Raw genomic sequence first — 26,413 nt, forward strand, 5'->3', positions numbered from 1 at the left:
AAACCAGGGGAGACGCTATGAGGTTAAGCATGGCATGTATGGTTTTAAGCGCGGCGCGACTCCCAACGAATATAAAGTTCTGATGAAGACTACCACCGAGCCATACAGCATTGCTGCAGGGAGAAAAAAAGTGATTTACTTGCTTATCAAGGCCTTTGTTCTCTATGGCTTCATTGGAATAATTCCGCTGTTCATGATCTGGACAAGAACTCCGACAATTGCGCTAACTCCCCATGACTGGTTTCGTAAGGTGTTTTTCCTCGCGCTTTCCCTCTTCGCCACCGCCTTAATATTCACCCTTCGACGAAACTCCATAGCACGCGCTAATTCATTGCTGGGTCTTGGCCCCAACAATGATCAGCCTCCACGCTATAAGGGATGGAAGCTGGTCGCACTAGGCATCGTTTGCTACAGCTTCATTGGATCGGCGATTGGATTTAGTGATGCGATGACAGCGGATCTAGTGCTACGCGTACTTCCGACTCCCTCGCCATTCGTCATCCCTGCCACGTTGGTTTACGCACGTAAAGGGTCAGAATCACGCAGCCATCCTTGTTTGATAGAAAACAAATTCAAAACAGGCTACGGGGAAATGACCGTGTGTATTAACAGTGTGAAGAAAAATATCGCAATGCCAGATCACCTCGAAATTGGCGAATCGGTTTTGTTGGAGGGCCAAGGCAACAAGTATATCTTTGTTCTAGACTCCGTCACTCGAGCAAATTGATGCAGCTAGACCAATAGAAATTGTGGTCTACATCAACCGTTGAGCGGATCGGCCATCCGTCCGTCGGCTTATTGGTTGACGGGCGCTTGTCGGCCATTTTGCGACATTCCCGCGTCGGACCTATTCGATGCAGTATCGCAACTTTTGATTGGCAGGCGGCATGTTTCATTGCAATACCACTGCCGGATTGCGCGTTATTGAGTGCGGGGTTTCACGGGCGTTTTATTTAGCTGAATTTTTTCAGTGAACGCTGAAGAACAAGCTGGTAAGCTATTTTTTAGGATTCTTATGGCACCGCAGTGACCGATATAAGCCGCAGGTCTTGCGGTTGACATTACGTTAGGCGTCAATCGAGAGGAAGGCATGAAAATGACACGCGTCCGAGTTGAGGGCTTTACCATCTCGCTTGACGGATACGGAGCTGGTCCGAATCAGGACATCAGGAATCCGCTCGGCGTGGGAGGGACAGATTTGCACCAGTGGTTAGTCCCGACACGCACGTTCCAACGGACCCTATTTGGCGCCGACGGTGGCACAACGGGGATCGATGACGACTTCGCTGCGCGGGGCTTCAAGAATGTTGGTGCCTGGATTCTCGGAAGAAACATGTTCGGACCGATTCGCGGTTCCTGGCCCGACATGAACTGGAAAGGCTGGTGGGGGGACAACCCACCCTATCACGTTCCAACTTTCATCTTGACTCATCACGCGCGCCCGCCCATCCAGATGGAAGGCGGAACGACATTCTACTTCGTCACGGGCGGTATTCACGAGGCGCTTGACCGGGCGCGCGACGCAGCCAACGGAATGGATGTGCGCATTGGCGGCGGACCTAACACTATCCAGCAATATCTTCGTACGGGCCTTATCGATGAGTTGCACGTCGCTATCTCGCCGGTCCTGCTGGGCGGGGGAGAGCGACTGTTCGAGGGGATTGACGTGCGCGCTCTGGGATACGAATGCGTTCAGTTCGTTGCGTCGGAGAAAGCCACCCATGTTGTACTCCAGCGGCAAGGGCACAATGACGCCTAACAACCGGTTGCAGCGGACGGCGCTGCCGCGCCGCCGCTGAATCGGAACGTTGAACGGGAGGTATCGGGAAACGGCTATGACCGCTGTGGGTCGAACTGAGACAGTCACATATCGGCCAAGAGTGTCCTCGGTGTGTCGTATTAATTTGGTATTGCATTGGCAACTATTGTTTGGGAACCTACGCCAAATCATTTTCCAGCATCGCCGCCCTTATTCGATTTACTCAATGGAGTTTTAATGTTTCGGAACGCTACAAAGATTATCTGTTTGTTTTTATCCATAATCACTATGCCAAATGTCTTTGGTCAGCAGATTGAAAATGATCTTGTGAATAAGGTCATCGTTCAACTATTTAGAGATCACAATACGAAGTTCTTATGCCTCAATGAAGATTCTTCACTGCCGGCGATTCGGGCTATCGTGGAAACGCAGTTGAAAACAATGGAGCCTGGCAGTGCCGAGTCACAAAATTCTATTGCTACGGTCGTGTACACACAATTTCCTTGCCCTTTTTCTCCATTCAGAAAGGGCATACGTCGGGCATCCGCGAAGGATATTGAGGGTGTCTGGTTGTTCCCCGAAAATTCGCAATACCTTCGCTTTGGGCCTAAGTCACCCCAGTGGCAGTCCCAAGTAAGCTTACCAATAAAATGTGAAGCAGTGGCCTATTACGCCGACGGACGAGCGAGCAATATTCAAGCTGTAGGAAGTAAAGTCACCTGTCCATTTACATCTGCGAAGGACATGGAAGCCGCTTCACTTGGGTCGCCAAAAGTTTTGACATGGACCCTCGTTAAAGACGGCAGGGTGAAAATACATAGAACCGACGTACAGGACCATATTGAAGAATGGGACGTCTTCGTCGTCGAAAGCGCCTTTCAAGCGGGAAAGACATTAATCAATTCAGGCGACTTATTAGCGTACCGTCGCAGAGACAAAGGCAATGAGCTAAACGTTTCTACGATGTTTTGGCACCTTCGGAAGCTGCCATGAAATGGTCGACCATCGAGACTGCGCGACACCGGAAATGGAACTGTGGCAGCGGGAAAATCCAAATGCCGGCAATGTCTTAATCTATGAGCATTCGCCGCCTTGCCCCCGCCGATGCCCCCGCATATCGCGCACTCATGCTTGAGGCATACGAACGTCACCCTGATGCTTTCACCTCCAGCGTGTCCGAGCGTTCAGCATTTCCACTCGCATGGTGGGAGTCTCGCCTCAAGGTTGATCCTCTGGCCTCGGATGTTGTTTTCGGCGCATACCGCGATGATCGCCTCGCCGGAGTCGCTGGCTTGTCGTTCGATTCACGCGACAAAGCACGGCATAAAGCTACGCTCTTCGGCATGTATGTGCCATCCGAGTTCAGACAAGGTGGTCTTGGCCATCAACTCGTCCTCGCATCGCTGGCGCACGCGAAAGATCGCAATGGCGTCAAGCTGGTGCAGCTCACAGTCACGCACGGAAACATGGCTGCGCAAGCACTATATGAGCGTTGTGGCTTCGCTCAGTTTGGGCTTGAGCCGTTTGCAGTTGCCGTTGGCTCGGAGTTCGTTTCGAAGGTGCACATGTGGTGTAACTTGGGATTTAGCGACGTCTACACAACACCTGACCCTATATAAAGACTTAAATGCTTTAAGAAATACTGCGTATTCAAAGTAAAGAAATATAATTCGCATACCAGACCGCTGTCGTCGTCAACAGCAGCATGAAAAATAGCTAAAACGACATCGTGTATTTCCCGGGCACAGGAGAAGTGAGATGTCTTTAATCGGTAGAAGAGCGGTACTTGGCGCGTTGGCGACCATCCCATTGTGGTCACTGCCGTCAGCCTGGGCGCAATCGGGCGCCTTGAAAATTTCACATCAATTCCCCGGCGGGACCATCAATGAGGGGGATTTCCGGGATCGTCTGACGCGCATGTTCGCCGCTGAAGTCGGCAAACGCACCAAGGGCAGCCTCAAATTCGAGATTTACCCCGGCTCGTCGTTAATGAAGACTAACGCGCAATTTTCGGCGTTGCGCAAAGGCGCTCTCGATTTTTCTTTGGTGCCGCTGAACTACGCCGGTGGCGAAGTGCCGGAAGTGAATATCGGCCTGATGCCGGGCCTGGTGACTTCCTACGAGGTGGGCGCGGCCTGGAAAAATGCCGAAGTCGGCAAGGAGCTGGCCAGAATCCTGCTGGAAAAAGGCATCATCGTGGTCAGCTGGATCTGGCAGGCCGGCGGTGTCGCCTCCCGCACCAAACCGATTATCGATCCGGCCGACGCCAGGGGATTGAAAGTTCGCGGCGGCTCGCGCGAGATGGATTTGATCCTGAAAGAAGCCGGCGCCGCAGTCGTCACGCTGCCGTCCAATGAAATTTATGCCGCGATGCAAACCGGCGCCATGGATGCCGCAATGACTTCGTCGACCTCGCTGATTTCGTTCCGGCTGGAGGAAGTCTCGAAGAGCCTGACCAGCGGTCGGGACAAGGCGTACTGGTACATGTTTGAGCCTTTACTGATCTCCAAAGCGACGTTCGACCGGCTGAGCAAGGACCAGCAGGCAACCGTCATGGCGGTCGGTGCCGAGATGGAGCAGTTCGCACTGAAAGCGGCGCAGGCGGACGATGCCAGTGTGGCCGCGGTGTATCAAAAAGCCGGTGCCAAAGTGGTGGACCTGAATGCCGCTTCAGTCAAGAAGTGGCAGGATATTGCGCGCGTCACCGCGTGGAAGGATTACGCGGCAAGAAATGAGAATTGCGCCAGATTGCTGAAGCTGGCGGAGAAGCTCCTATGAGTCCTGGCTTCGAAACGAAGCCGCCTGCCGGGCCTGCCATGCCGGACCACCCGCTAGTGGCTGTGTTGTCCGGCGTGCTGGATCGCCTCAACAAGCTGGCTTTGTATCTGTCGATGGTGGCGCTGATGCTGACGGCGATCATCATGACCTACTCGGTGGTGGTTCGGTATTTTTTCCATGTTCCGTCCGACTGGCAGGACGATGCAACGGTATTCATGCTGGTCGGCGTGATCTTCCTGTGCGCCGGCTATGCGCAGTCATATCGCAGTCATATCGGGATCGAAGCATTGGCCGCGGTCTTGCCCGCTTCGCTCAATGCGCTGCGTTTGTTGATCGTCGACCTCGCGTCATTCGCATTCTGTATATTTTTTTCCTGGAAATCGTGGACGCTGTTGTATGAGGCGTGGGCAGAGGGACAGACCACCGCCTCGACGGTCGCGCTGCCGCTGTGGATTCCGTATTCGATGATGGCGTTCGGCATGACTTTGTTGAGCTTGCAGTTGTTGGTGCAGGTGCTGGCGAGGCTACCCGATCTTCACCGTCGTAGCGACAGCAAGGCGGCGTAGTGGGGCCGCTTGCCCTGGGTGCCTTGTATGGCATCGTCACGATCGTCGTGATGTGTTCCGGCATGCCGATTGCTTTTGCCCTCGGTGCGGTCGCGACCGCTTTCATGTACTTCTTCATGCCGGCTTCTTCGCTCGATACCGTGACACAAAATGTGTATGAGGAAATCGCTTCGGTTACCTTGTTGTCGATTCCGCTGTTTATTCTGAAAGGTGCCGCGATCGGCAAGTCGCCGGCCGGCAGGGATCTGTATGCAGCGATTCATGCGTGGCTCAACCGGGTACCGGGCGGGCTGGGCATTGCCAATGTGTTTGCCTGCGCCTTGTTCGCGGCGATGGCGGGTTCCTCCCCGGCGACCTGTTCGGCAATCGGTTCGGCCGGCATCCCGGAAATGCGCAGGCGCGGTTATTCGCCGGGATTTGCGGCCGGCATCATCGCCGCCGGCGGCACGCTGGGCATCCTGTTGCCGCCGTCGATTACGATGATCCTGTATGCGGTGGCATCCGAACAGTCGCTCGGCCGGCTGTTCCTGGCGGGGATCGGCCCCGGCATCTTGCTGGTGTCCTTGTTCGCCGCGTATGCGGTGTATCGCGCCCGCAAGGAGTACCGCATGGCCTACCGGGCCTACCAGGAAGGCGGCGTCAAGTCGGCGTATCTGGACGACCAGCATTTCACCTTTGCGCAAAAAATCGAAATGCTGCCACGCGTGCTGCCGTTCCTGATATTGCTGATCGGCGTGATGGTGGCCTTGTACGGCGGCTTTGCCACGCCATCCGAAACGGCGGGCCTGGGCGCATTGCTGGCGATCGTGCTGATTGCGGTCGTGTACCGGATCTGGCGGCCGCGCGATCTTGCGCCATTCCTGAATTCGACCATCAAGGAATCCTGCATGCTGCTGCTGATTATCGGCATGTCCTTGCTGTATTCCTACGTGATGAGCTATCTTCACATCAGCCAGTCGGCCGCACAATGGGTCGTCGATCTGCATCTGTCGAAATGGCTGCTGCTGGCCATGATTCTGTTGATGGTGATCGTGCTCGGTTTCTTTTTGCCGCCGGTATCGATCATTCTGATGACTGCGCCGATCATTTTGCCGCCGCTGCGGGAAGCCGGCTTCAATCTGATCTGGTTCGGGGTGGTCATGACGGTGGTGATGGAAATGGGCCTGATTCACCCGCCGGTCGGCCTGAATCTGTATGTGATCAAAAACATCGCACCGGATATCCCCTTGTCGGACGTGATCCGCGGCACGCTGCCGTTTTTGCTGTTGATGTTCCTGGCGATCGTGTTGCTCTGCTTATTCCCGGGTATTGCGACGGGATTGCCCGACCTGCTGATGGGCGCCAGGTAAGAGAGAATCTACGTGTAACCCAATGACGACTCCAGAGGTGGACTACCAAACAAGCAAATCTCCGAAACCTTCCCAACACATGCCGCCGCCACTCGCGCGCGCAGAACAAACGCTTTGAACGTTGATGAATAACTATTTTGGAGAAACCATGAAAATGCAGCAAAAGTCGTCCTGGATTGCAGGCGTCAGCCTCAGCCTGTTTGCCTTGCTCAACATGACTGCCGCCGGCGCAGAGCCGGGCATCACCGCTAGCAGCATCGTGATCGGACAGTCGGCCGGTTTCAGCGGGTCCGTCGCAGAGGACGTCAAGCAGACTACCGCAGGCGCGCAGTTGTATTTCGACATGGTTAACAAACGCGGCGGCATTTTCGGCCGCAAGATCGTGCTGGAATCCCTGGATGACGGTTTTGACCCAAAACGCACGCTCGAAAACACCCGTACCTTGCTCAACGAAAAAAACGCCTTTGCGCTGTTTCTGTATCGCGGCACGCCGACCACCGAGTCGGTTATTCCATTGATCACCGATGCCAAGGTGCCGTTGATCGCACCGGTGACCGGCGCATCGTCGTTGCATGAACCGATGCACCGCTATGTGTTCAATGTCCGCTCCAAATATAGGGACGAAGTCGGGACGGCGGTCGAGCAATTGGCTGGAATGGGGCTGCAGCGCTATGCGGTGTTTGCATCCAACGACTCGTTTGGCATGGATGCGCTGGAAGGACTGAAGCTGGCCATCAAAAAGCAGAAACTGCCGGAACCGGTGATTGCCAATTACGAGCGCAATACGATCGCAGTGGAAGGCGCCGTCAAAAAGATCCTGGATGCCAAGCCGCAGGCTGTATTGATGTTTTGTACCGCCAAGGCGTGCAGCGCCTTTATTCAGGAATATCGCAAGGCCGGCGGGACGCAGCAATTGATCACGCTGTCGAACGTCAGTTCTCAGTTATTTCTGCAGGGCCTGGGGAAGGATGCCCGCGGTCTCGGCATGACGCAGGTATTCCCGAATCCCAGAAATTCGACCGTGCCTATTTCCAAAGAATTCATGACGGCCCTCAAGACCCGCAGTGAATTGTCCGACTCCTATCCGACCCTGGAGGGATTCGTTTCCGCCAAGGTGCTGGTGGAAGGACTGCGCCGCGCCGGTGCCAATCCGACCCGCGAAGGGCTGGTCGCTGCGCTGGAGGGAATGGGCGGCTTCGATTTGGGCGGCTTGTCGCTGAAATACGGTCCGGCCAACCGCGATGGCTCAAATTTCATTGAGCTGACCGTTATCGGCAGTGATGGCCACGTGCTGCGATAACCCGGGACCGAAGATGTTGCGCCTGCCGCTGCGCTTTGCGCAAATCAACGCGCAGCGGGCGGCGCCGTAAATCCCTGTTCACCTGGCCCTGGCGGGCCTGGTGTCGGTCCAAACAAGATACTTTGCGGTTGCTGCTGGACCTCCGACAGTACCCGGTCCAGGGTGTGCGAGCTACGCGAGAAATCGTTGAGCATGCCGTGCAATTGCGGCAGCGAATCCTTGAAATCCTGGCTGGTCTGTCCAAGCGTGTCTGCAGTGCGTCCGATGTGATCGAGCGTATCGACACGCGTGCGCACTTCCTGCGTAAGGTTGTTCAGATTGGCGAGTAGCGGGTCCACGCGCGACAAGGCCCGGTCGGTACGGACGGTGATTTCAGGCAGCGCCTTCAGGGTTGGCTGCAGATCGGCGGCAAGCTCGGCGATCCGGCCCGAGGCGGTCTGCAGATTGGATATGGTGAGCGATAGCTGCGCCAGATTTTCGTCGTTCAGAAGTTTATTCACACGCTTTGCAGCCAGCCCTGTATCTCGCAGCAGTTCCTGTCCGGAATTACCCACCTGGTCAAAAAATGACGGGCGCAACGCGATGCGCCCAAGTGTGTGGGTATTCGACGCCAGCTTTTCCGGTTTGCTGCCGTCATCATCCAGTTGTACGAACGAAAGCCCGGTGATGCCCAGGTAGCTGAGCTGGGCATAGGTTCCCTGGTTGATCGGGGTCTCCTTATCCACCGCGATCTTGATCAGGATGACATGCGGATCGTCGGGGGAGAACTGGATATCCGTGACCTTGCCGACATCCACGCCGCGCAGCCGTACCGGGGCATTCAGATTCAGGCCGGAGACAGAGGTTCTGGATACCAGCAGATATTCTTGCCGGTCCACAGTATCGCCGTTGAGTCTGATGGCGGTCAGCAATAGTCCGATGCAGAGCGCCACCAGGAACAGTCCCGCCGACAGGGCATGCGCACGGTTTTCCATTTGATTGCCTCCTTCTGCCTAGCTAATCGCCAGCTTGTCGCGGAAATCCTTGATGTTTTCCTGCTCACAGCGCTTTCCGTGGCCGAGGAAAAAATTCTGTATGAAGGGATCCTTGTGTTGCACGATCTCCCACAACGGTCCCACCGTCAACAGCCGTTGATTCGCCAGTACCGCAACCCGGTCGGAGAGCGCCATCAATGTATCCACATCATGCGTCACCATGACGACGGTCAGATTCAATGCGCGGCGCAGCGACTCGATCAGTTGTACGAAACCGTGGCTGCGTTCGGGATCGAGCCCCGCCGTGGGCTCGTCCAGGAACAAGAGTTCCGGATTGAGCGCCAATGCCCGTGCCAGAGCGACCCGCTTGACCATGCCGCCCGACAGTTCAGCCGGCATTTTGTTGACGCTCATCGTATCGATTTCCACCAAATCCAGCTTCAACATGACCAGCTCGCGGATCACGTCTTCCGGCAAGGCTTTCAGCTCGCGCAGCGGCAACGCCACGTTGTCATACACGCTGAGTGCTGAAAACAGCGCCCCCTCCTGAAACAGGACGCCCCAGCGATTGCGCGCCTGGCGCAGGTCGCCGACCGCACAACCCTGCAACGGTACGCCGAACACCTTGATCGTGCCGCGATACGGCGGCTCCAGACCTAGCATGAGGCGCAGCAAGGTGGTCTTGCCGCTGCCCGAGCCGCCGATAATTGCCATCACTTCGCCGCTATTCACGCGCAGGCTAAGGTCGCGGTGAATGACGGTGTCGCCGTACTGGGTACACACCCCGTCGATCTCGATAATGCTATCCGTAGCCACGTTAAAACCCCACGTTGGAGAAGACCACTGCGAAGATGGCGTCGACGATGATGACGACGGTGATTGCCGTTACCACCGAATCGGTGGTGCTGGCGCCCAGACTCTCGGTGTTCGGCTTGATGCGCAGTCCATAATGACAAGCAATTAATGCAACGAGAATGCCAAACACGGCTCCCTTGCCCACACCCAGCCATAGGTTGGCAATCGGCACCGCTGCGGGCAGGCCATGCAAAAATTGCTGATAACCGATGCCCAGCTGTAGATCTGCCGACAGCATGCCGCCGATCAGGGCTGCCACATCGCTCCAGAGTATCAATAGGGGAAGCGTGACCGCCAGCGCTACTATTTTCGGCAGCACCAGCCGTTGCGTATGCGAAATGCCCATCGCCGACAAAGCATCCAGTTCGCGCGTCACCCGCATCACCCCGAGCTGCGCCGTCATGGACGAACCGGAGCGCCCGGCCACCAGGATAGCCGCCAGTATCGGTCCCAGCTCCCGCACGATGCCGAGCCCGAGAATATTGATGATGAAAACGTCGGCGCCGTAGCTTTTCAATTGGATGGCCGATAAATAGCTCAACACCACCCCGACCAGAAATCCCACCAGTGCGGTAATGGCGAGCGCCTGACTGCCGGTGCGATGAACATTTGCCGAAATCTCGCGCCAGGGAATGTTGCCTGGGTGACGCAGCAGATACAGACTATCGAGCAGAAGGCTGCCGGCCAACAGAGTGATCGCATACACGTTCTCGCCAAACGAAAGCAATCCCTGCCCAAGGTTAAGCAGCGGTTTCAACGGATCTCGCGACTGAGGCGGCGGAACCGGAAACTGTTTGCTGGCCAGATCGGCGAACAAACCTTCATATTCGGGCTTGAGCAGCATGTTCGGCCGCCGCCGCCCCCACATGCGCCAAAGAAACAGCGCACCGGCGGTGTCGAGTTGCTGGACGCCGCGCAGATCCCATTGGGCCTTGCTGTCCTTGGCATAGGCGGCCAACTGCGGTCGCAATACCAGCACATGGGGCAGGACCGCGCGCAGGAGCCAGGCGCCGCTCACGTCAATCCGGCTACTGCCATCGGCAGCGATTGTTCGTTCCAGGCGCGGCGGTGTGGTGGCGGCATCCATGTCAGCCGGCATGGCTCAGATTATTTGTAGCGGGCCGGTCAACGGCCCGGCTGGGGCCTGAATACGCGTTTTAACGAATACTGACATTGCGCCATAAAAATAAGAAAACATGAAATTTTCCTTAAGATGGAGCGATTGGGCATGCATCGCGTGTGAATAATGTACCACTTTGCGCGGATCGCCAACGCGTCTTGTTCTCGTAGCGCGACGTCAGCGACGATAGCGCTGCAAGACCGCAACGAAGCGTCCCTGCAAACCGCTTGCAACTCCTCTATGATTAAGCCCATTACCCAAGCGGGGAACATTGATGCCGAGAGCGCGTAACCGATGATGCAAGAACTGGTGTTGCTAATTGCACAGTACGGACTGTTGCTGGTGTTTGCCAATGTGCTGCTGGAGCAGCTCGGCTTGCCATTGCCGGCGGTGCCCACGATGATCCTCGCCGGGGCCCTGGCAGCAGATGGCAAGCTGTCGGTCTCTGCTGTATTTGCCGTGTCGTTGCTGGCCTGCATGATCGGCGATGCCGTCTGGTTTTGGGCGGGGCGGCACTTCGGCAACCGGGTACTGAAACTGTTGTGCCGCGTCTCGCTCTCTCCCGACTCTTGCGTCATGCAGTCGGAACTCCGGTTCGGTCGCTGGGGAGGGCGTTTGCTGATGGCAGCGAAATTCGTTCCCGGCTTATCCACGATGGCGCCACCGATGGCTGGTGCGATGCAACTCGGATGGCCGTCGTTCTTGTTCTACGACGGTGTTGGCGCGATTGCCTGGATGGGGCTGGCAATCGGTGCCGGGCTGTTGTTTCATGCGCAGATCGATCGCATTTTTGCCAGTCTGGAAAGTATGGGCACGATTGCCGTCGTGCTGCTGGGAGGGCTGCTCGCTGTCTTCATCGCGCTCAAATGGTGGCAACGCCGGCGTTTATACAAGACGTTGCGCATGGCGCGCATCAGCGTCGATGAGCTGCAGGGTTTGATGGAGGCTGGCGGGAAACCGGTCATTGTAGACGTGCGGTCCGGTGTCGCGCGCCAGCTTGACCGGCGCATCATCCCCGGTGCGCTGCCGCTGGATATCGGTGAGGTGGGCGAACAGATTGGTCACCTGCCAACCGACAGCGAAATCATTCTGTATTGCACCTGCCCGAATGAAGAATCGGCAGCGCGCGTCGCAAAGCTGCTGATAGACCGCGGCTATACCCGGGTGCGTCCGCTGCGAGGGGGGCTTGAAGCGTGGATCGAAGCCGGTTATGTGCTGGAAGATTTGCTTCCCGCTGCGGCGGCAAACTAAATAGGCGAAATTACTCAGACTCCCGGTGCTGTTCTTCGATTCATTCCGAAATATAACGTTGACTCCATGCCGCGATCATGTTTGCCACATAGATCGCATCGCTCTTGCGCGTCAGCAGATGGTCGGCGTCGTCGAGCGATATAAAGCTTTTCGGATGTTTTGCAGCGGTAAAAATATGCATCGCATTCGTTATGTCAACCGTGTTGTCGAGCGGTGCATGCATTACCAGCAACGCCTTTCTGAGATGCGCGATCTTGTCCGTTAACCGCTGCTCTTGTGCATCGAGCAGAAACTGGTGTTTGATCCGAAAAGGCCGTCCAGCCAGTTGTACTTCAGCTTCGCCATTCGCCTGAATCTCTGTAAGTTGCTCTCGAAACAATCCGCTGACATGGGTCGGGTCACTCGGTGCGCCGATGGTGACTATCGCCTGCACTTCGGGTATTTCGGCTGCGGCGGCCAATACCGCGGCGCCGCCAAGACTATGGCCGATGAGGAGCGCAGGCGCGCGGTAAGCCTGACGCAGATAATTCGCGGCGGCAATCAGGTCGGATACATTCGAGGAAAAATTGGTATTCGCGAATTCGCCTTCGCTGGCCCCGAGACCGGTGAAGTCAAAGCGGAGTACGGCAATCTGATGACTGGTCAATGCCTGCGCGATTCTGCTGGCAGCGAAAACATCCTTGCCGCAAGTGAAGCAGTGCGCGAACAATGCAAATGCCTGGGCTCCCGCTTTCGGACTATCGAGGCGTGCTGCGAGCTTTTGTCCGTCAGCGCCTGAAAAATCTGTGCGTTCGCTTATCATTCGGCATTCTCCAGCACGGTTGGGTGGTCCGCTTGAACTAGAAGTAGACTCTATTTTGCCAATTATTCAAGCACACTCAGTAAATTATTTTTTCAATAGGCCAGCGTCGAAAAACGGTCGGCGATTCAATCGATGAACACCCGCAGCCGGTTGCTCAGATGCCGGTTCGGCGGGTACACCACAAAAAACGGATATGGCGCAGGCAGCCAGTCCTGCAGGATCGGCAGCAGCGCGCCCGCATCGATGTGCGGGTTGGCCGACGTAGGTAAAAGTCTGGATCACGCCCATTCACTCGAAAGAAAGCCTCCAATTTACTTTGCCTAAGAGACTCTCAAAAGCCGCCGTGTCAGCAATGCGTTCATATCCCGCCGTGAATCAACGATTACGTGAATATAAATAGTGTCCTGCCGCACTTCGTAAATGATGCGATTCGGTCCTGCAACAATCTGCCGGTACTGACTGAGGTTAAGTTTCTCAAGCTCTTCCGGGATAACACCTGCCAGCGGGAAGTCTTGCAAATTGCGGATTGATTCTTTCAATTTGGTGTAAGTATTTCGCCAAATTTTGGATGAGAAATTCTTGATGATATAGCTTCTTAACTCGTTGAGATCGTGTTCCGCCGATGCGAGGATGACGATTTTCAAAGTCATCAGTGGTCAGCCTTGTCCAGTTCGGCAAACACATCTTCCACTTCACGAAACTTGCCTTGCTCGATCTCGCGGTTGCCCAGCGCCAAAATTTTAAGTAGTGCGAGCGTTTCTTCCTGTTCTTCGTAGCTCTTCACATCCATCACGACAAGCTTGGCTTCGCCGTTTTGTGTAATCAACATAGGCTTACGATTTTCCGTGAGGTCTTTAACGATCTCGGCGGCATGGCTTTTGAGATAGCTGATAGGCTTTACCTGAGTGGAAAATTTCACGATCTCACCTCTGATAGAAACATGGGAAGACTAATTTTAGTCCGAATTGAGTTCTGCGCCCAGCCAATGTTCTGGCAACACGTTTCCACAGAGACATCTAGGTTTGTATTTCCCATGGCGGCGTCTCTTTGAAGGCGTCAGCGAGGAAATCGATCATCACGCGCACCTTCGCACTGAGATGACGCCGACTCGGATACACCGCCAGGACATCGATGTCCGGCAGTCGGTAGCCCGGTAACAGCGGCAGCAGCCGACCGGCACGCAAGTCGGCGCCGATCAGGAAGCTGGGCTGCCAGATGATGCCAAGTCCTGCCAGCGCCGCCGCGCGGGCGGTATCGCCATTGTTGGTGTGCATGACACAAGAGACCTTGACCGGGCTCGCCTGGCCATTTTCATCGGTGAAGTTCCACTCGTCGGCGCTGGCGGCGTAACTGTAGCCAATGCAAGCGTGGCCGCTCAGGTCGGATGGCATCGCCGGCGCACCGTTCTTCTGCAGATAGGCAGGAGAGGCGCAGACGATGTTGTGGGAGGTAGCGAGTTTGCGCGCCGCATACGAGGTCGAACCTGTGCGCGAGATGCGAATCGCCAGGTCATAACCTTCCTCAACGATATCCACCACACGGTCGACCAGTGCGATGTCCAGTTCCACCTCGGGATAGCGCTGCAGGAATTGCGGCCACAGCGGTGCCAGATGCAGAATGCCGAAACTCAGGGGGGCGTTGATACGCAGCAGTCCGCGCGGCTTCATGCTGGCCGATGAGGCGATCAACTCGACTTCCGCTACATCATCGAGGATGGCCTTGGCCCGCTCGAACAGCGCTTCTCCGCTTTCCGTCAGTGACATCTTCTGCGAACTGCGATTGAGTAGCCTGGTACCCAAATGGGCTTCCAGATCGCGCACATAACGCGTCACATTTGCGGGGGATGTCTGGAGCGCGTCGGCCGCGCGGGCAAAGCCGGTTTTTCGGACTACCTCCACAAATACCTCAAGCGCACGCAAGCGATCCATTGTTCTCTTTCCATTCGTTGATTCACAAATACTGAATGTGCCATGAGTTTTTATAGCATTGATGTATGTATTTGTAAATCCTATAGTGTGTCTACGGGCACTGCCCAATCAGTCAGTCAGTCAGTCAGTCAGTCAGTCATCATCATCATCAATGAATAACTTCTTAGGAGCAGCAGCATGAATCGATTAAAAGGAAAAGTCGCCATCATCACAGGCGCAAGTGCAGGTATTGGCCGTGCCACGGCAAAACTGTTTGCCAGCGAAGGCGCCAGACTGGTGGTCGCGGCACGTCGCCAGGCCGAACTCGATAGCCTGGTTGCCGAGATTGCCGCCGCTGGCGGCGTTGCCGTCGCCTTGGCTGGCAATGTGACCAGCGAAGCCTATGCGCAAGCCCTGGTTGAACTCGCATTGGCAAAGTTCGGGCGTCTCGATGTGGCGTTCAACAATGCCGGCACCCTGGGTGAAATGGGCCCCACAACCGGTGTTTCGGAGCAAGGCTGGACCGATGCGCTCAGCACCAACCTGACCAGCGCCTTTCTGGGCGCCAAACATCAAATTCCGGCGATGCTGAAAACCGGCGTCGGCTCGATCATTTTCACCTCGACCTTTGTTGGCCACAGCTTTTCGTTCCCGGGCGTCGCTGCGTATGCGGCTAGCAAATCCGGCCTGATCGGCCTGACCCAGGCGTTGGCTGCCGAGTTTGGTCCGCAAGGCATTCGCGTGAATGCGATTTTGCCGGGCGCGGTCGACACCCAAATGTATCGCGACATGAACAACACGGCCGAATCGCAAGCCTTCATCACCAATCTGCATGCATTGAAACGCACCGCGCAGCCGGAAGAGTTAGCGCGTTCGGTGCTGTATCTGGCCTCCGATGACTCGTCGTTCGTCACCGGCACTGCTTCACTGATCGATGGCGGCGCATCGATTACCCGCACGTAAGCTGTTTTCTTGTCATATCTGAAAGTATTTGGCAAAAATGGGTAGCCATGGTAGCCGCAATAGCGCGGCTTTACCCAACCTAATCCGCATCTGAATTTCAATCTCAGGAGTTAATCATGAAACGTTTCGACAACAAATCCGTACTCGTCACCGGCGGCAACAGCGGCATCGGTCTGGCCACCGCGCTGGAATTCTCCCGGCAGGGCGCGCGCGTCATTATTACCGGTCGCGACCAAGCGACGCTGGATCGGGCCAAAGCGCAACTCGGACCAAACGCGATGGCCTTGCGCATTGATGCCGGCGATAGCAAGTCAGGCAAAGAATTGGCAACGGCCTTGAGCGGCCAGGGAATCAGGCTGGATGCCTTGTTCATCAATGCCGGCGTGGCCAGGTTTGCGCCGCTCGAAGCGATCGATGAAGCGCTATGGGACGAGACTTTCAATGTCAATGTGAAAGGGGCGTATTTTGCGATACAAGCCCTGGCGCCTTTGCTCAACGACGGCGCCGCAATCATCCTGAACGGCTCGATCAATGCGCGTATCGGCATGCCGACTTCCAGTGTGTATGCCGCCAGCAAGGCAGCGTTGATTTCGCTCGCCAAAACCTTGTCGTCCGAATTGATCAGCCGCGGCATCCGCGTCAATGTGGTCAGTCCCGGCCCTGTGGCAACGCCTATCTATGGCCGCCTTGGCCTGCCTGCCGAGCAATTGGGTGAATTGGCCGCAGGCATTCAAGAGCAAATCCCCTTGAAGCGTTTTGGCACGCCGGATGAAATCGCCAGCGCGGTGGTGTATCTGTCGTCGCCGGAGGCTGCGTTCATCGTCGGCACGGAATTGATTGTCGATGGCGGCATGAGCCAACTGTAACGATTACGCGCCCCGCTTCCGCCAAGAACGGGGCGCGCTTATCTTGCTGTTATTTGCTGTTATTTGCTGTTATTTTTCCGGCATTGCTGATGAATGGTGGCTGGTGATCAGCCATTTCTTACCATTCCACTTGTACGTAAAGGTGTAACGGGCTTTTACAGAACTCCCGTCACCAAATGTAAAGGTATACAGGCCGGCATCGATCGCGCTGTTGCAATCAATTTCGATGGTACGCGAATCTATTTTGCCTACCGGCTTCTTTTCCAGGAAATGTTCGAAGTAATCGGCTTTGGTTTCCGGTGTCAAACGCGGGGTATTCGACACGGTTGCCAACAGCACCGATTTTGTGGCGTAGTTGGCGACTACCTTTTTCGGATCACCAGTCTTGAGGGAGCTATTCCATCGGTCAAACAGGGCCGCCACCTCTTTCTCGCTGACGTTCTTGCAAGTCTCTGTCCTGGCCAGGGCTTGAGATGAGGTTATAGCCAGCCCTAATGCAATGGTTGATACGACAAACGGGACTTTCATCGATTTTCCCCTCAGGGGTTGGTAATCCCCCCATTTTTAGAGGGCGCTGACAGTAGGGCTTAAGCCGCTTGTGCGAATGTTATCAGTTGTTAAGATAAATACTCATTTCATAGTAAGACAAATACTCTTTTTATCAACCATTGATTCAGAATTTGTCGAGACAAAATGCATTAGCTGGTGAAGCGCGTGCGTGCCTCGCATAACCGCTGCCTGCCAGACGGCGAGAAGCTGTGGCAGTGCACGGAAGTCGGGAAACCGGTGGGGAAAATCTCGTTTGCGATGGCGGTGCGGCACGGCGTCAAAGCGCGTACCGTGCGCCAGCAACTGGGTGTGCAATGTTGAACTGGCGGCAGTTTTTTATTCGGTGCTGTGCGGGTTTAGGGGGGGCCTGCGCCCGTCGTACTAGGGGTCGTCTCAGAAAATATTTTGCTTGTTTATGCGCGTTTATGTATATTTGCGCTTATTCATCCATGTTTATTTAAGATATGACTGCCGACAACCTGTTGCTTCGAGAACGTCATGCCCTGATCCTGCAACGCTTGCGAGCAGAAGGGCGCGTCTTGGCGCCCGACCTGGCGCAACAATTAAACGTATCAGAAGACACGATCCGGCGCGATCTGCGCGATCTAGCGGCAGTTGGTTTATGTCAGAAGGTCTATGGCGGCGCCTTGCGCTTGCCGTTGCCGCCGGACCACGGCACGCCGGCGCAACGCAGCACCCATCAAGTGACCAGCAAATCCCGGTTGGCGTTAGCGGCGGCAACACTGGTCGCCGCCGGCAACATCTTGTTTATCGATGCCGGTTCGACCAATCTCAACATTGCTACCGCGTTGCCGGAAGTGCCGTTGACTGTCATCACAAATGCGCCGGCGATCGCCGCGCTGCTGCTGGAGCGACCGCTGATCGAGTTGATCATGATCGGCGGTCGGATCGATGCGCGCAGCGGCGCCAGCCTGGGAGCCACTGCGTTGCGCGATATTGATTTGATCCGCCCGGACCTGTTCTTTTTGGGTGCTTGCGGCGTTGACGTGCAGGCTGGCGTAAGTGCATTTCATTTCGAAGAAGCCGAGTTCAAACGGCGCGTCGCTGCCATCAGTAAGGCGGTGCTGGTGGCCGCCACTTGCGACAAACTCGGCACCGCCGCGCCCTATCCTGTACTAGCAGCCGCGCAACTATCGCACCTCGTCATCGAGCACGATGCCGATGCCGGTCAAGCCAGTGCATTCTCCGCCCTTGGGGTGCACCTGCTGCGTGCTCAGGGAAAATAGTGATCTTTACCTCTGCTGAAAGAACGCCATGATGACAGTCGGCTCTCAACAACGCTTGTCCACTCGGCTCGCTTTCCTGGCTGCTGGCTTGGCCATGTCAGCCTGGGCGCCGCTGGTGCCATATGCCAAAACCCGGCTGGTGCTGGACGAGGCCGACCTTGGGCTTTTGCTGTTGTGCATGGGGGGCGGCTCACTGTTGGCCATGCCATTTGCCGGCATGCAGTCGGCGCGCTTTGGTTGCCGTCCTGTGATTCTGTTGTCCGGCGCTTTAGTCTGCTTGATGCTGCCCGGCCTCGCATTCGCCGCCACTCCGCTGCTGCTAGGCGTCATTTTGTTTGTTTTCGGCGCGGCAATGGGCACGCTGGATGTGTCCATGAATATTCAAGCGGTGATCGTCGAAAAAGATAGCGGCGGCTCGCTTATGTCTGGCTTCCACGGCCTGTTCAGCGTCGGCGGTTTTGCCGGCGCTGGCAGCATGGCACTGTTGCTGTGGAGCGGGCTGAGCCCGCTTTCGGCCTGTGCAGCGGTGGCTGTGCTGGTGGCTGGGGTGTTGTGCATCGCTGGCCCGCATTTGTTGCGTGAACCGGATGCGGCGGAGCGCAACGCCCCCCCGTTCGTGTTGCCGCATGGCGCGGTAATTTTTATCGGCGCACTGTGCTTTATTGTGTTCTTGGCCGAAGGCGCGATGCTGGATTGGAGTGCGCTGTTCCTGACCAGCCGCCGCGGACTCGATGCTGGCCAGGGCGGCCTCGGCTACGCCGCGTTCGCCGTCGCCATGACCGTTGGGCGTCTGACCGGTGACAGTGTGGTGCGCCGTTTTGGCGGAAAACGTGTGCTGCTACTGGGCGGCCTGTGCGCCGCTGGCGGGTTTTTTGCTGCGGTGCTGGCGCCGTCGGCCGGTGCTGCACTGGGCGGCTTTGTGCTGATCGGCATGGGCGCGTCGAATATTGTTCCGATCCTGTTCAGTGCGGCTGGTAGACAGCGCGCAATGCCGGCCAGCCTAGCGATCGGCGCGATCACCACGATTGGTTATGCGGGTATTCTGGCCGGACCGGCGACGATCGGCTTTGTGGCCAATGCGGTGAGCCTGAATGTGGCGTTCGCCGGACTTGGCTGCGCCATGCTGCTGGTCGCCGCAAGTGCCCGGCTGGGAGCGGCATCTCATGACAAGGCTTAAGCGGCATCAACACAAGGCTTCGATGAAGCGTTGGTCAAACTGGGCGCAATATTTGGCACAGGCCAGGCGTGCTGCGGTGGCCGCAGCATGGACCATCATTTCGGCATTGTAGTGCCGGCACATGGAAACCACGATCGAGGGCAAGGCCTGCACCATCGGTAATTCGACGAATTCGCCGCTCTCCAGATAGCTGGTAACGAACAGGCTGGGGATGGCGGCGACGCCGTAGCCGTCTTTCACAAGTTGCACGATGGCGGCCACGGAAGGAGAGCAGGTGATGCGGGTTTGCGTCGCCGGTATTCCTGCCTGGTTGGCAAGGTTGGCGATAATTTCCTCCAGCACTCGTTGGGGGGTGGTGCCGCGCCCAAAGGTCAATATCGGCAGCGCGAGTACACGTTGAATCAAACCATTTTTACGGCCCGACAATAAATCCTTTTTGGCGATCCATCTGACCGGATAAATGGCCAGTGCATCGGACACGATTTCGCTGCTGTTGATGCCCTCCACGCGGATCACGAGATCCAATTCCCTGGCAACCAGGCGCTGCTCCAGAACGCTGCTCTTGTCCACCGCCAGATCGATTTCAAGCTCGGGATAGTCGGCATTGAGCTGCTTTACATAGTGGGAGAGCCAACTATGTACCACCGATTCGATCACGCCTAGCCGCAGCCGTCCCCGAATCACACTCTCTTTGCGCGCCGCGGCCTGCATGTTCCGGGTCGCGTCAACCACCGACTTGGCGTAACTCAACAGGTACTCTCCTGCGGGAGTCAGCCGGAACTCTTTCGATGCCCGGTCGATCAGTTCGGTCTGTAGCTCATCTTCCAGGTTTTTGATGCGCAAGGATATGGCGGCGGGGGTCGCGTGTACCGCGCGCGCGGTTGCGCGGAAGCTGCGCAATTGGGCAAGGATCACAAAAGTTTCAACAAAGCGCGTGTTCAAGTTGGTCTCGCATGATTTGTGAGTTAAGTAAAACTATACACTGGTGCTCAAAATAACTAGTTTGCGTCAATTTTCGATCGTGCCTATTCTGTGCCTGTTCCATCTGCCTGTTTCTATCGTAATACCTTCCCTCACGACTCGCGAGAACAGTTCATGACACCATTTGAGTTTCGACGCCAGGTCCGTAACGGCCAATTCCGGGAACCCACGGCCGGCCATTGCGGTGATTTTGCACAAGCCAATCTGGCCATTCTTCCGAAAGCCTGCGCGGATGATTTTTTCCGCTTTTGCTTCCTCAATCCGAAGTCCTGCCCCTTGCTGGGCGTGGGTGAGCCGGGACAATGGGAGCTGGCGTCTATCGGCCTGGATATCGATATCCGAAGCGACCTGCCTAAATATTACGTCTATCGCGATGGCCGGATGGCAGAGGAGCGGACCTCGCTACAAGCAATATGGCAGCCGGATTTTGTGGTCTTTGCCATCGGCTGCTCCTTTTCGTTCGAGCATATGCTGATGAAGGAGGGGATTCCATTACGGCATATCGCGCAGCAACAAAATGTCGCCATGTATCGCACCAATATCAAGAACAAGACTGCCGGACCGTTCGGCGGCAACATGGTGGTGTCAATGCGCCCGATGACGGCGGCAAATGCCATCAAGGCGATTCAGATGACCAGCCGCTTCCCCGCCATCCACGGTGCGCCGATTCACATCGGCAATCCGGCCGAGATTGGCATAGAGGATATCGGCCGGCCCGATTTTGGCGACGCGGTAGCGATTCTTCCAAACGAACTTCCCGTGTTTTGGGCGTGCGGCGTGACGCCGCAAGAGGCGATACGCATGGCAGGTCTGCCGATTGCGATCACACACAAGCCAGGCTACATGCTGGTGACGGATATTCCGAATGCGACGCTGGCGGTGTTTTAGACGCTTGCAACCGGATGTTGTCGCCGGCGTACCAATTATAAAAAAGACCACGAGTTAATCGATGATCTGCAACACAAGCCATATCCGAACTTAGGAGACAACCATGAACAGCCAAGAGCAGATAATTCAAACCGATCAGGAAACCGATAGCCGCCATTTTTCCTGGTTTTATGCACTATCACCCAAAGAGCGCCGTACCTTCTGGAGTTGCAAGATCGGCTATGCGCTCGACGCAATGGATACGCAGTTTCTCAGTTTCGTGATACCGACCCTGATTGCGACCTGGGGTATCACCAAGGGCGATGCCGGCCTGATCGGCACCGTCACTTTGCTCACGTCGGCGCTGGGCGGCTGGCTTGCCGGCATTCTTTCCGACCGGATCGGCCGGGTAAAAACACTCCAGCTCACCATATTATGGTTTGCCTTCTTTACCGTCCTCTGCGGTTTAGCCCAGAACTACCATCAATTGCTGGTGGCGCGAGGACTGATGGGGTTTGGCATGGGCGGTGAATGGACCGCAGGTGCGATTTTGATCGGGGAAGTCATCCGGGCCAAGGATCGCGGCAAGGCGGTCGGTATGGTCCAGGCAGGATGGGCGGTCGGGTGGGGGATGTCGGCGATTTTATACGCGCTGATGTTTTCGTTGCTGCCACCGGCATTGGCGTGGCGCTCATTGTTTTTGATCGGCGTGTTACCCGCCGCATTCGTCATCTTCATTCGCCGTTTCGTGGACGAGCCCACGGTATTTGTCGAGCAGAAGCGGCAACAGGAGAAGGGGGCCGGGCAAGCTTCCTTTGCCGAGATTTTTTCTCCCGGCATGCTCAGCACCACGCTACGCGCCGTGCTGCTGACAACCGGCGCGCAGGGCGGTTATTACGCCATCACGACCTGGTTGCCGACCTTCCTGAAGACCGAGCGCAACCTGACGGTACTGGGTACCGGCGGTTATCTGGCGATGGTGATCGTCGGTTCCTATATCGGTTATATCGTGAGCGCCTTTCTCACCGATCGACTGGGGCGCAAAAATAACTTCATCCTGTTTGCGCTGGGTTCGATGTCCATCGCCTGGACGTATACCCATCTGCCGGTGACCGACTCGGCCATGCTGCTGCTCGGGTTTCCGCTGGGGTTTCTCACGGCCGGCGTTTTCAGTGGCATGGGCGCGTTTCTGACCGAGCTGTTTCCAACCCGGATACGTGGCTCCGGCCAGGGGTTTTGTTACAACATGGGCCGCGCCATCGGGTCATTGTTCCCGTTCCTGATTGGCTGGGTCAGCCAGGATATGGGACTCGGCCGTGCCATCGGCCTGTTTGCGGCGGTGGCGTACGGTCTCATGATCATTGCGGCACTGACACTCCCGGAAACGCGCGGCAAGCAACTTGAATCCTGATGAAGAATAGAAGAGACATGAACATGCATAACGAAAATAACATCACCGATCCACGCTGGCAATTCTGGGTCGATCGCGGCGGTACTTTTACCGACATCGTGGCGCGTCATCCCAGCGGCCGGTTGCTTACCCATAAATTGCTGTCGGAAAACCCCGAGCAATACAAGGATGCCGCAGTCGCCGGGATCAAACGGTTGCTCGGCATCAAGCCGGAGGACAACATTACGCCAGCGCTGGTCGACGCCGTGAAGATGGGCACCACCGTCGCGACCAATGTCTTGCTTGAGCGCAACGGCGACCCGACCGTATTATTGATTACCAAAGGTTTTCGCGATGCATTGCGGATTGCCTATCAAAACCGCCCGCGCCTGTTTGACCGCCATATCGTCCTGCCGGAGCTGTTGTACGAAAAAGTTGTGGAAGTCGATGAGCGGATCGGCGCCCAGGGCGCCATTCTTCAGCCGCTCGACGAGGCACAGGTCAGAAGCGCCTTAATCGCACTTTATGCTGAAGGCTATCGCGCCATCGCCGTGGTGCTGATGCACGGTTACCGCTTCACGCAGCATGAGGAAATCATAGGCCGGATTGCCGCTGAAACCGGTTTTACGCAAATCTCCGTGTCACACAAGGTCAGTCCGATGATGAAGCTGGTGTCGCGCGGCGATACCACGGTGGTCGACGCCTACCTGTCACCTATCCTGCGCCGCTACGTCGACCAGGTCGCCAGCCAGATGGACGGCGTGCGCCTGTTGTTCATGCAAAGCAACGGCGGACTGACCGATGCCCACCGTTTTCAGGGCAAGGACTCGATCCTGTCCGGCCCGGCGGGCGGTATCGTCGGCATGGCGCGCACCGCAAAAACTGCCGGCTTCGACCGGATCATCGGCTTCGACATGGGCGGCACCTCGACCGATGTATCGCACTATGCCGGTGAATTCGAACGTGAATTCGAAACCCAGGTCGCCGGTGTGCGCATGCGCGCGCCGATGATGAGCATCCATACCGTCGCCGCAGGGGGCGGCTCGATCCTGCATTTCGACGGCGCCCGCTATCGCGTCGGGCCGGATAGCGCAGGGGCCAATCCCGGACCGGCCAGCTACCGCCGCGGCGGCCAACTGGCCGTCACCGATTGCAATGTGATGCTCGGAAAAATTCAGCCGCGCTACTTCCCGCATGTGTTCGGCCCGCAGGCCGACCAGGCGCTGGACCACGCTGCCGTGCTGCAACAATTCAGCGCCATGGCAGAGGACATCTACCGTGCGACCGGCAACCGCCGCACGCCGGAGGAAGTAGCGGAAGGCTTCATCGAGATCGCCGTCGGGAATATGGCGAATGCGATCAAATTCATTTCCGTGCAACGCGGCCATGACGTCACCGAGTACACGCTCGCCACCTTCGGCGGCGCTGGCGGCCAGCATGCCTGTCTGGTGGCCGATGCGTTGGGCATGACGCGTGTTTTTGCGCACCCGTTTGCGGGCGTATTGTCGGCGTATGGCATGGGCCTGGCCGATCAGACCGCGATGCGCGAACAGTCACTCGAAATCAAACTGGCGCCGGCTGCCATGCCGACCTTGGAAGAGCGTTTACATGCGCTGGCCGATGCGGCGCGCCAGGACTTGCTGGCACAGGGCGTCGATCCGGGCCGGATCGACGTCGCCTTGCGGGTACATCTGCGCTATGACGGCAGCGATTCGGTGATCGTCGTGTCGTTCGATGCAATTTCCAACATGACAACGCAGTTTGAAACATCGTATAAAAAACGCTATTCGTTCTTGATGCAGGGCAAGGCGCTGATCATCGAAGCCATTTCGGTCGAAGCGATCGGCTTGTCAAGCGACAGCAGCGAAGCGCTCGAACAACTGCCTGAGCGCAACGGCCCCCTGCAGCCAGCCGACAGCGTGCGCTTGTTCTCGGGCGGTGAATGGCATGACAGCGCGCTGTATCTGCGTGAAGATACCCGGCCCGGCGATACCATCCGCGGTCCCGCCATCATTGCCGAGAAAAATGCCACCAACGTGATTGAACCCGGCTGGGAGGCGCAAGTGACCAGGCTGAATCACCTGGTGCTGCAACGGGTCGCAGCACGTCAGCAGCGCAAGGCCATCGGCACGACGGCCGATCCGGTGATGCTGGAAGTATTCAACAACCTGTTCATGAGCATCGCCGAGCAGATGGGTCTGCGCCTGCAAAACACCGCAGTCTCGGTCAACATCAAGGAGCGCCTCGACTTCTCGTGCGCATTGTTCGACGGCGGCGGTCACCTGATCGCCAATGCACCGCATATTCCGGTGCATCTTGGATCGATGGGCGACAGCATCCAGACCATCATTCGGGAGAATGCCGGCAAGATGCAACCCGGCGACGTCTTCATGCTCAACGATCCGTATCATGGCGGCACGCACTTGCCCGACATTACCGTCATCACGCCGGCGTTCGATAAGGATGGCAAGGAGATCCTGTTCTACGTCGGATCGCGCGGCCATCACGCCGATATCGGCGGCATCACGCCGGGTTCGATGCCGGCCGACAGTACCGTGGTCGAAGAAGAGGGCGTGCTGATCAACAACTTCCAGCTGGTGCGCGGCGGCTGTTTCCTTGAGCAGGCAACGGTTGCGCTGCTGTCGTCCGGTGCATATCCGGCCCGCAACATTGCGCAGAACATGGCCGATCTGCAGGCGCAGATTGCGGCAAATCAGAAAGGTGTCGAAGAACTGCTGAAGATGGTCGATCACTTCAGTCTCGCAGTCGTGCAGGCGTACATGCAGCATGTGCAAGACAATGCCGAGGAAGCCGTACGGCGCGTGATCACTGCCTTGAAAGACAGCAGCTACGAATACCGGCTCGACAATGGCGCCGTCATTAAGGTCGCGATCCGCGTCGATCATCAGGCGCGCACTGCCGACATCGATTTCACTGGTACCTCAGCCCAGTTGCGCAACAATTTCAACGCACCGAGCGCAATTTGCATGGCCGCCGTACTGTATGTCTTTCGCACCCTGATTGATGATGACATCCCACTCAATGCGGGTTGCCTGAAACCGCTGAACGTGATCATTCCGGCCGGCTCGATGCTGAACCCGCGTTATCCGGCGGCGGTGGTGTCGGGGAATGTCGAGACCTCCAGCTGCATTACCAACGCGTTGTACGGCGCGCTTGGCATTCTCGGTTCGGCACCGGGAACGATGAACAACTTCACCTTCGGCAACGAGCGCCACCAGTATTACGAAACCATCTCCGGCGGCTCCGGCGCGGGGCATGGTTTTCACGGCACGGACGTAGTGCAAACGCACATGACCAACTCGCGTCTGACCGATCCGGAAATACTCGAGTGGCGTTATCCGGTACAACTCGACAGCTATGAAATCAAGCCCGATTCCGGCGGTAAGGGCGCCTGGCATGGCGGCAATGGCGCCATCCGCAAAGTCAGGTTTCTCGAAGCGATGACGGCCTCGATCCTGTCGAATAACCGTATCGTCGCGCCGTTCGGCGCTGCTGGCGGCGAAGCCGGGCAATGCGGACGAAACTACGTAGTCCGCGCGGACGGTCGGCAGGAAGAGCTGAGTTTCGTCGCCACTACCGCCATGCAGCCCGGTGATGTCTTCGTGATTGAAACCCCGGGCGGCGGCGGTCATGGTATTCCTGGCGTTGTATAAGCACCGCCGCGCTCAACAACGACTAAAACAAACTAAGG

26 protein-coding genes are annotated in these 26,413 nt (G+C 56.8%); 17 read left to right on the forward strand and 9 right to left on the reverse strand.

The genetic code is table 11. From position 1 onward, the window contains the following. The first annotated feature begins 34 nt into the window (after positions 1 to 34). The 8 genes from AC3CHX_RS10770 (at position 35) to AC3CHX_RS10805 (ending at position 7,752) form a co-directional block, all read left to right on the forward strand. Complete coding sequence (locus AC3CHX_RS10770) at positions 35 to 727, forward strand: hypothetical protein (protein WP_488644008.1); 693 nt, start codon at positions 35 to 37, stop codon at positions 725 to 727. A gap of 369 nt (positions 728 to 1,096) precedes the next feature. After that, on the forward strand, positions 1,097 to 1,759 hold the full coding sequence (locus tag AC3CHX_RS10775; RefSeq protein ID WP_488644794.1) for a dihydrofolate reductase family protein: 663 nt from the start codon (positions 1,097 to 1,099) through the stop codon (positions 1,757 to 1,759). A 156-nt stretch (positions 1,760 to 1,915) separates the two neighbouring features. Then, a complete protein-coding gene (locus AC3CHX_RS10780) occupies positions 1,916 to 2,752 on the forward strand; it encodes a hypothetical protein (protein WP_488644009.1) in 837 nt (278 codons plus the stop codon). A gap of 83 nt (positions 2,753 to 2,835) precedes the next feature. Beyond that, positions 2,836 to 3,378: a GNAT family N-acetyltransferase gene (locus AC3CHX_RS10785; RefSeq protein WP_488644010.1), complete on the forward strand. Its 543-nt coding sequence runs from the start codon at positions 2,836 to 2,838 to the stop codon at positions 3,376 to 3,378. A 139-nt stretch (positions 3,379 to 3,517) separates the two neighbouring features. Continuing rightward, positions 3,518 to 4,537, forward strand: coding sequence for a TRAP transporter substrate-binding protein DctP (gene dctP / locus AC3CHX_RS10790; RefSeq protein ID WP_488644011.1), 1,020 nt, complete (start codon positions 3,518 to 3,520; stop codon positions 4,535 to 4,537). Next, positions 4,534 to 5,103: a TRAP transporter small permease gene (locus AC3CHX_RS10795; RefSeq protein ID WP_488644012.1), complete on the forward strand. Its 570-nt coding sequence runs from the start codon at positions 4,534 to 4,536 to the stop codon at positions 5,101 to 5,103. Before dctP ends, AC3CHX_RS10795 begins: the two co-directional genes overlap by 4 nt. Beyond that, complete coding sequence (locus AC3CHX_RS10800) at positions 5,103 to 6,452, forward strand: TRAP transporter large permease (RefSeq protein WP_488644013.1); 1,350 nt, start codon at positions 5,103 to 5,105, stop codon at positions 6,450 to 6,452. Before AC3CHX_RS10795 ends, AC3CHX_RS10800 begins: the two co-directional genes overlap by 1 nt. A 148-nt stretch (positions 6,453 to 6,600) precedes the next feature. Next, positions 6,601 to 7,752 (forward strand): ABC transporter substrate-binding protein, encoded by a 1,152-nt coding sequence (locus AC3CHX_RS10805; protein ID WP_488644014.1) that lies wholly within the window; start codon positions 6,601 to 6,603, stop codon positions 7,750 to 7,752. Between the two features lie 44 nt (positions 7,753 to 7,796). Here the strand turns inward: AC3CHX_RS10805 and AC3CHX_RS10810 are convergent, their stop codons facing one another. Genes AC3CHX_RS10810 through AC3CHX_RS10820 form a run of 3 tightly spaced genes read right to left on the reverse strand, consistent with a single transcriptional unit; the run spans position 7,797 to position 10,680 of the window. Then, positions 7,797 to 8,726, reverse strand: coding sequence for an MlaD family protein (locus AC3CHX_RS10810; RefSeq protein ID WP_488644015.1), 930 nt, complete (start codon positions 8,724 to 8,726; stop codon positions 7,797 to 7,799). A gap of 18 nt (positions 8,727 to 8,744) precedes the next feature. Then, positions 8,745 to 9,542, reverse strand: coding sequence for an ABC transporter ATP-binding protein (locus AC3CHX_RS10815; RefSeq protein ID WP_488644016.1), 798 nt, complete (start codon positions 9,540 to 9,542; stop codon positions 8,745 to 8,747). Between the two features lies 1 nt (position 9,543). Continuing rightward, positions 9,544 to 10,680 carry an MlaE family ABC transporter permease gene (locus AC3CHX_RS10820; protein WP_488644017.1) on the reverse strand — a complete coding sequence of 379 codons (1,137 nt, stop codon included), beginning with the start codon at positions 10,678 to 10,680 and terminating at the stop codon, positions 9,544 to 9,546. A gap of 315 nt (positions 10,681 to 10,995) precedes the next feature. Here AC3CHX_RS10820 and AC3CHX_RS10825 point away from each other — a divergent pair, with 315 nt between their 5' ends. Then, positions 10,996 to 11,952, forward strand: coding sequence for a DedA family protein/thiosulfate sulfurtransferase GlpE (locus tag AC3CHX_RS10825; protein WP_488644018.1), 957 nt, complete (start codon positions 10,996 to 10,998; stop codon positions 11,950 to 11,952). Between the two features lie 40 nt (positions 11,953 to 11,992). Here the strand turns inward: AC3CHX_RS10825 and AC3CHX_RS10830 are convergent, their stop codons facing one another. From AC3CHX_RS10830 to AC3CHX_RS10845, 4 genes are all read right to left on the reverse strand, one after another. After that, positions 11,993 to 12,754: an alpha/beta hydrolase family protein gene (locus AC3CHX_RS10830; protein ID WP_488644019.1), complete on the reverse strand. Its 762-nt coding sequence runs from the start codon at positions 12,752 to 12,754 to the stop codon at positions 11,993 to 11,995. A 320-nt stretch (positions 12,755 to 13,074) separates the two neighbouring features. Continuing rightward, a complete protein-coding gene (locus AC3CHX_RS10835) occupies positions 13,075 to 13,404 on the reverse strand; it encodes a type II toxin-antitoxin system RelE/ParE family toxin (protein WP_488644020.1) in 330 nt (109 codons plus the stop codon). Continuing rightward, positions 13,404 to 13,673, reverse strand: coding sequence for a type II toxin-antitoxin system Phd/YefM family antitoxin (locus tag AC3CHX_RS10840; protein ID WP_488644021.1), 270 nt, complete (start codon positions 13,671 to 13,673; stop codon positions 13,404 to 13,406). The genes AC3CHX_RS10835 and AC3CHX_RS10840 overlap by 1 nt, the downstream gene beginning before the upstream one ends. Before the next feature lie 97 nt (positions 13,674 to 13,770). Further along, positions 13,771 to 14,682: a LysR family transcriptional regulator gene (locus AC3CHX_RS10845; RefSeq protein WP_488644022.1), complete on the reverse strand. Its 912-nt coding sequence runs from the start codon at positions 14,680 to 14,682 to the stop codon at positions 13,771 to 13,773. A 177-nt stretch (positions 14,683 to 14,859) separates the two neighbouring features. On the opposite strand from AC3CHX_RS10845, the gene AC3CHX_RS10850 reads away from it, so the two are divergent. Beyond that, positions 14,860 to 15,624 carry an SDR family oxidoreductase gene (locus AC3CHX_RS10850; protein ID WP_488644023.1) on the forward strand — a complete coding sequence of 255 codons (765 nt, stop codon included), beginning with the start codon at positions 14,860 to 14,862 and terminating at the stop codon, positions 15,622 to 15,624. 116 nt (positions 15,625 to 15,740) lie between these two features. Then, entirely contained in the window at positions 15,741 to 16,490 is a 750-nt protein-coding gene (locus tag AC3CHX_RS10855; protein ID WP_488644024.1) for an SDR family oxidoreductase, read from the forward strand. Positions 16,491 to 16,559: 69 nt separating this feature from the next. Here AC3CHX_RS10855 and AC3CHX_RS10860 read toward each other — a convergent pair whose 3' ends face one another. Next, a complete protein-coding gene (locus tag AC3CHX_RS10860; protein WP_488644025.1) occupies positions 16,560 to 17,018 on the reverse strand; it encodes an SgcJ/EcaC family oxidoreductase in 459 nt (152 codons plus the stop codon). A gap of 186 nt (positions 17,019 to 17,204) precedes the next feature. Between AC3CHX_RS10860 and AC3CHX_RS10865 the strand changes: the two genes are divergently transcribed. The 3 genes from AC3CHX_RS10865 (at position 17,205) to AC3CHX_RS10875 (ending at position 19,463) form a co-directional block, all read left to right on the forward strand. Next, positions 17,205 to 17,360: a hypothetical protein gene (locus tag AC3CHX_RS10865; RefSeq protein WP_488644026.1), complete on the forward strand. Its 156-nt coding sequence runs from the start codon at positions 17,205 to 17,207 to the stop codon at positions 17,358 to 17,360. Positions 17,361 to 17,503: 143 nt separating this feature from the next. Beyond that, positions 17,504 to 18,286, forward strand: coding sequence for a DeoR/GlpR family DNA-binding transcription regulator (locus AC3CHX_RS10870; protein WP_488644027.1), 783 nt, complete (start codon positions 17,504 to 17,506; stop codon positions 18,284 to 18,286). A gap of 28 nt (positions 18,287 to 18,314) precedes the next feature. Then, entirely contained in the window at positions 18,315 to 19,463 is a 1,149-nt protein-coding gene (locus AC3CHX_RS10875) for an MFS transporter (RefSeq protein ID WP_488644028.1), read from the forward strand. Positions 19,464 to 19,469: 6 nt separating this feature from the next. Here AC3CHX_RS10875 and AC3CHX_RS10880 read toward each other — a convergent pair whose 3' ends face one another. Further along, entirely contained in the window at positions 19,470 to 20,405 is a 936-nt protein-coding gene (locus AC3CHX_RS10880; RefSeq protein WP_488644029.1) for a LysR family transcriptional regulator, read from the reverse strand. A gap of 153 nt (positions 20,406 to 20,558) precedes the next feature. Here AC3CHX_RS10880 and AC3CHX_RS10885 point away from each other — a divergent pair, with 153 nt between their 5' ends. The 3 genes from AC3CHX_RS10885 to AC3CHX_RS10895 all read left to right on the forward strand — a co-directional run bounded on the left by AC3CHX_RS10885 (position 20,559) and on the right by AC3CHX_RS10895 (position 26,375). Further along, complete coding sequence (locus AC3CHX_RS10885; protein WP_488644030.1) at positions 20,559 to 21,332, forward strand: putative hydro-lyase; 774 nt, start codon at positions 20,559 to 20,561, stop codon at positions 21,330 to 21,332. 103 nt (positions 21,333 to 21,435) lie between these two features. Continuing rightward, positions 21,436 to 22,722 (forward strand): MFS transporter, encoded by a 1,287-nt coding sequence (locus tag AC3CHX_RS10890; RefSeq protein ID WP_488644031.1) that lies wholly within the window; start codon positions 21,436 to 21,438, stop codon positions 22,720 to 22,722. A 23-nt stretch (positions 22,723 to 22,745) separates the two neighbouring features. Further along, positions 22,746 to 26,375, forward strand: a complete 3,630-nt coding sequence (locus AC3CHX_RS10895) for a hydantoinase B/oxoprolinase family protein (RefSeq protein WP_488644032.1) — start codon at positions 22,746 to 22,748, stop codon at positions 26,373 to 26,375. Positions 26,376 to 26,413: the final 38 nt, after the last annotated feature.

Source organism: Glaciimonas sp. OK215 (assembly GCF_057787885.1).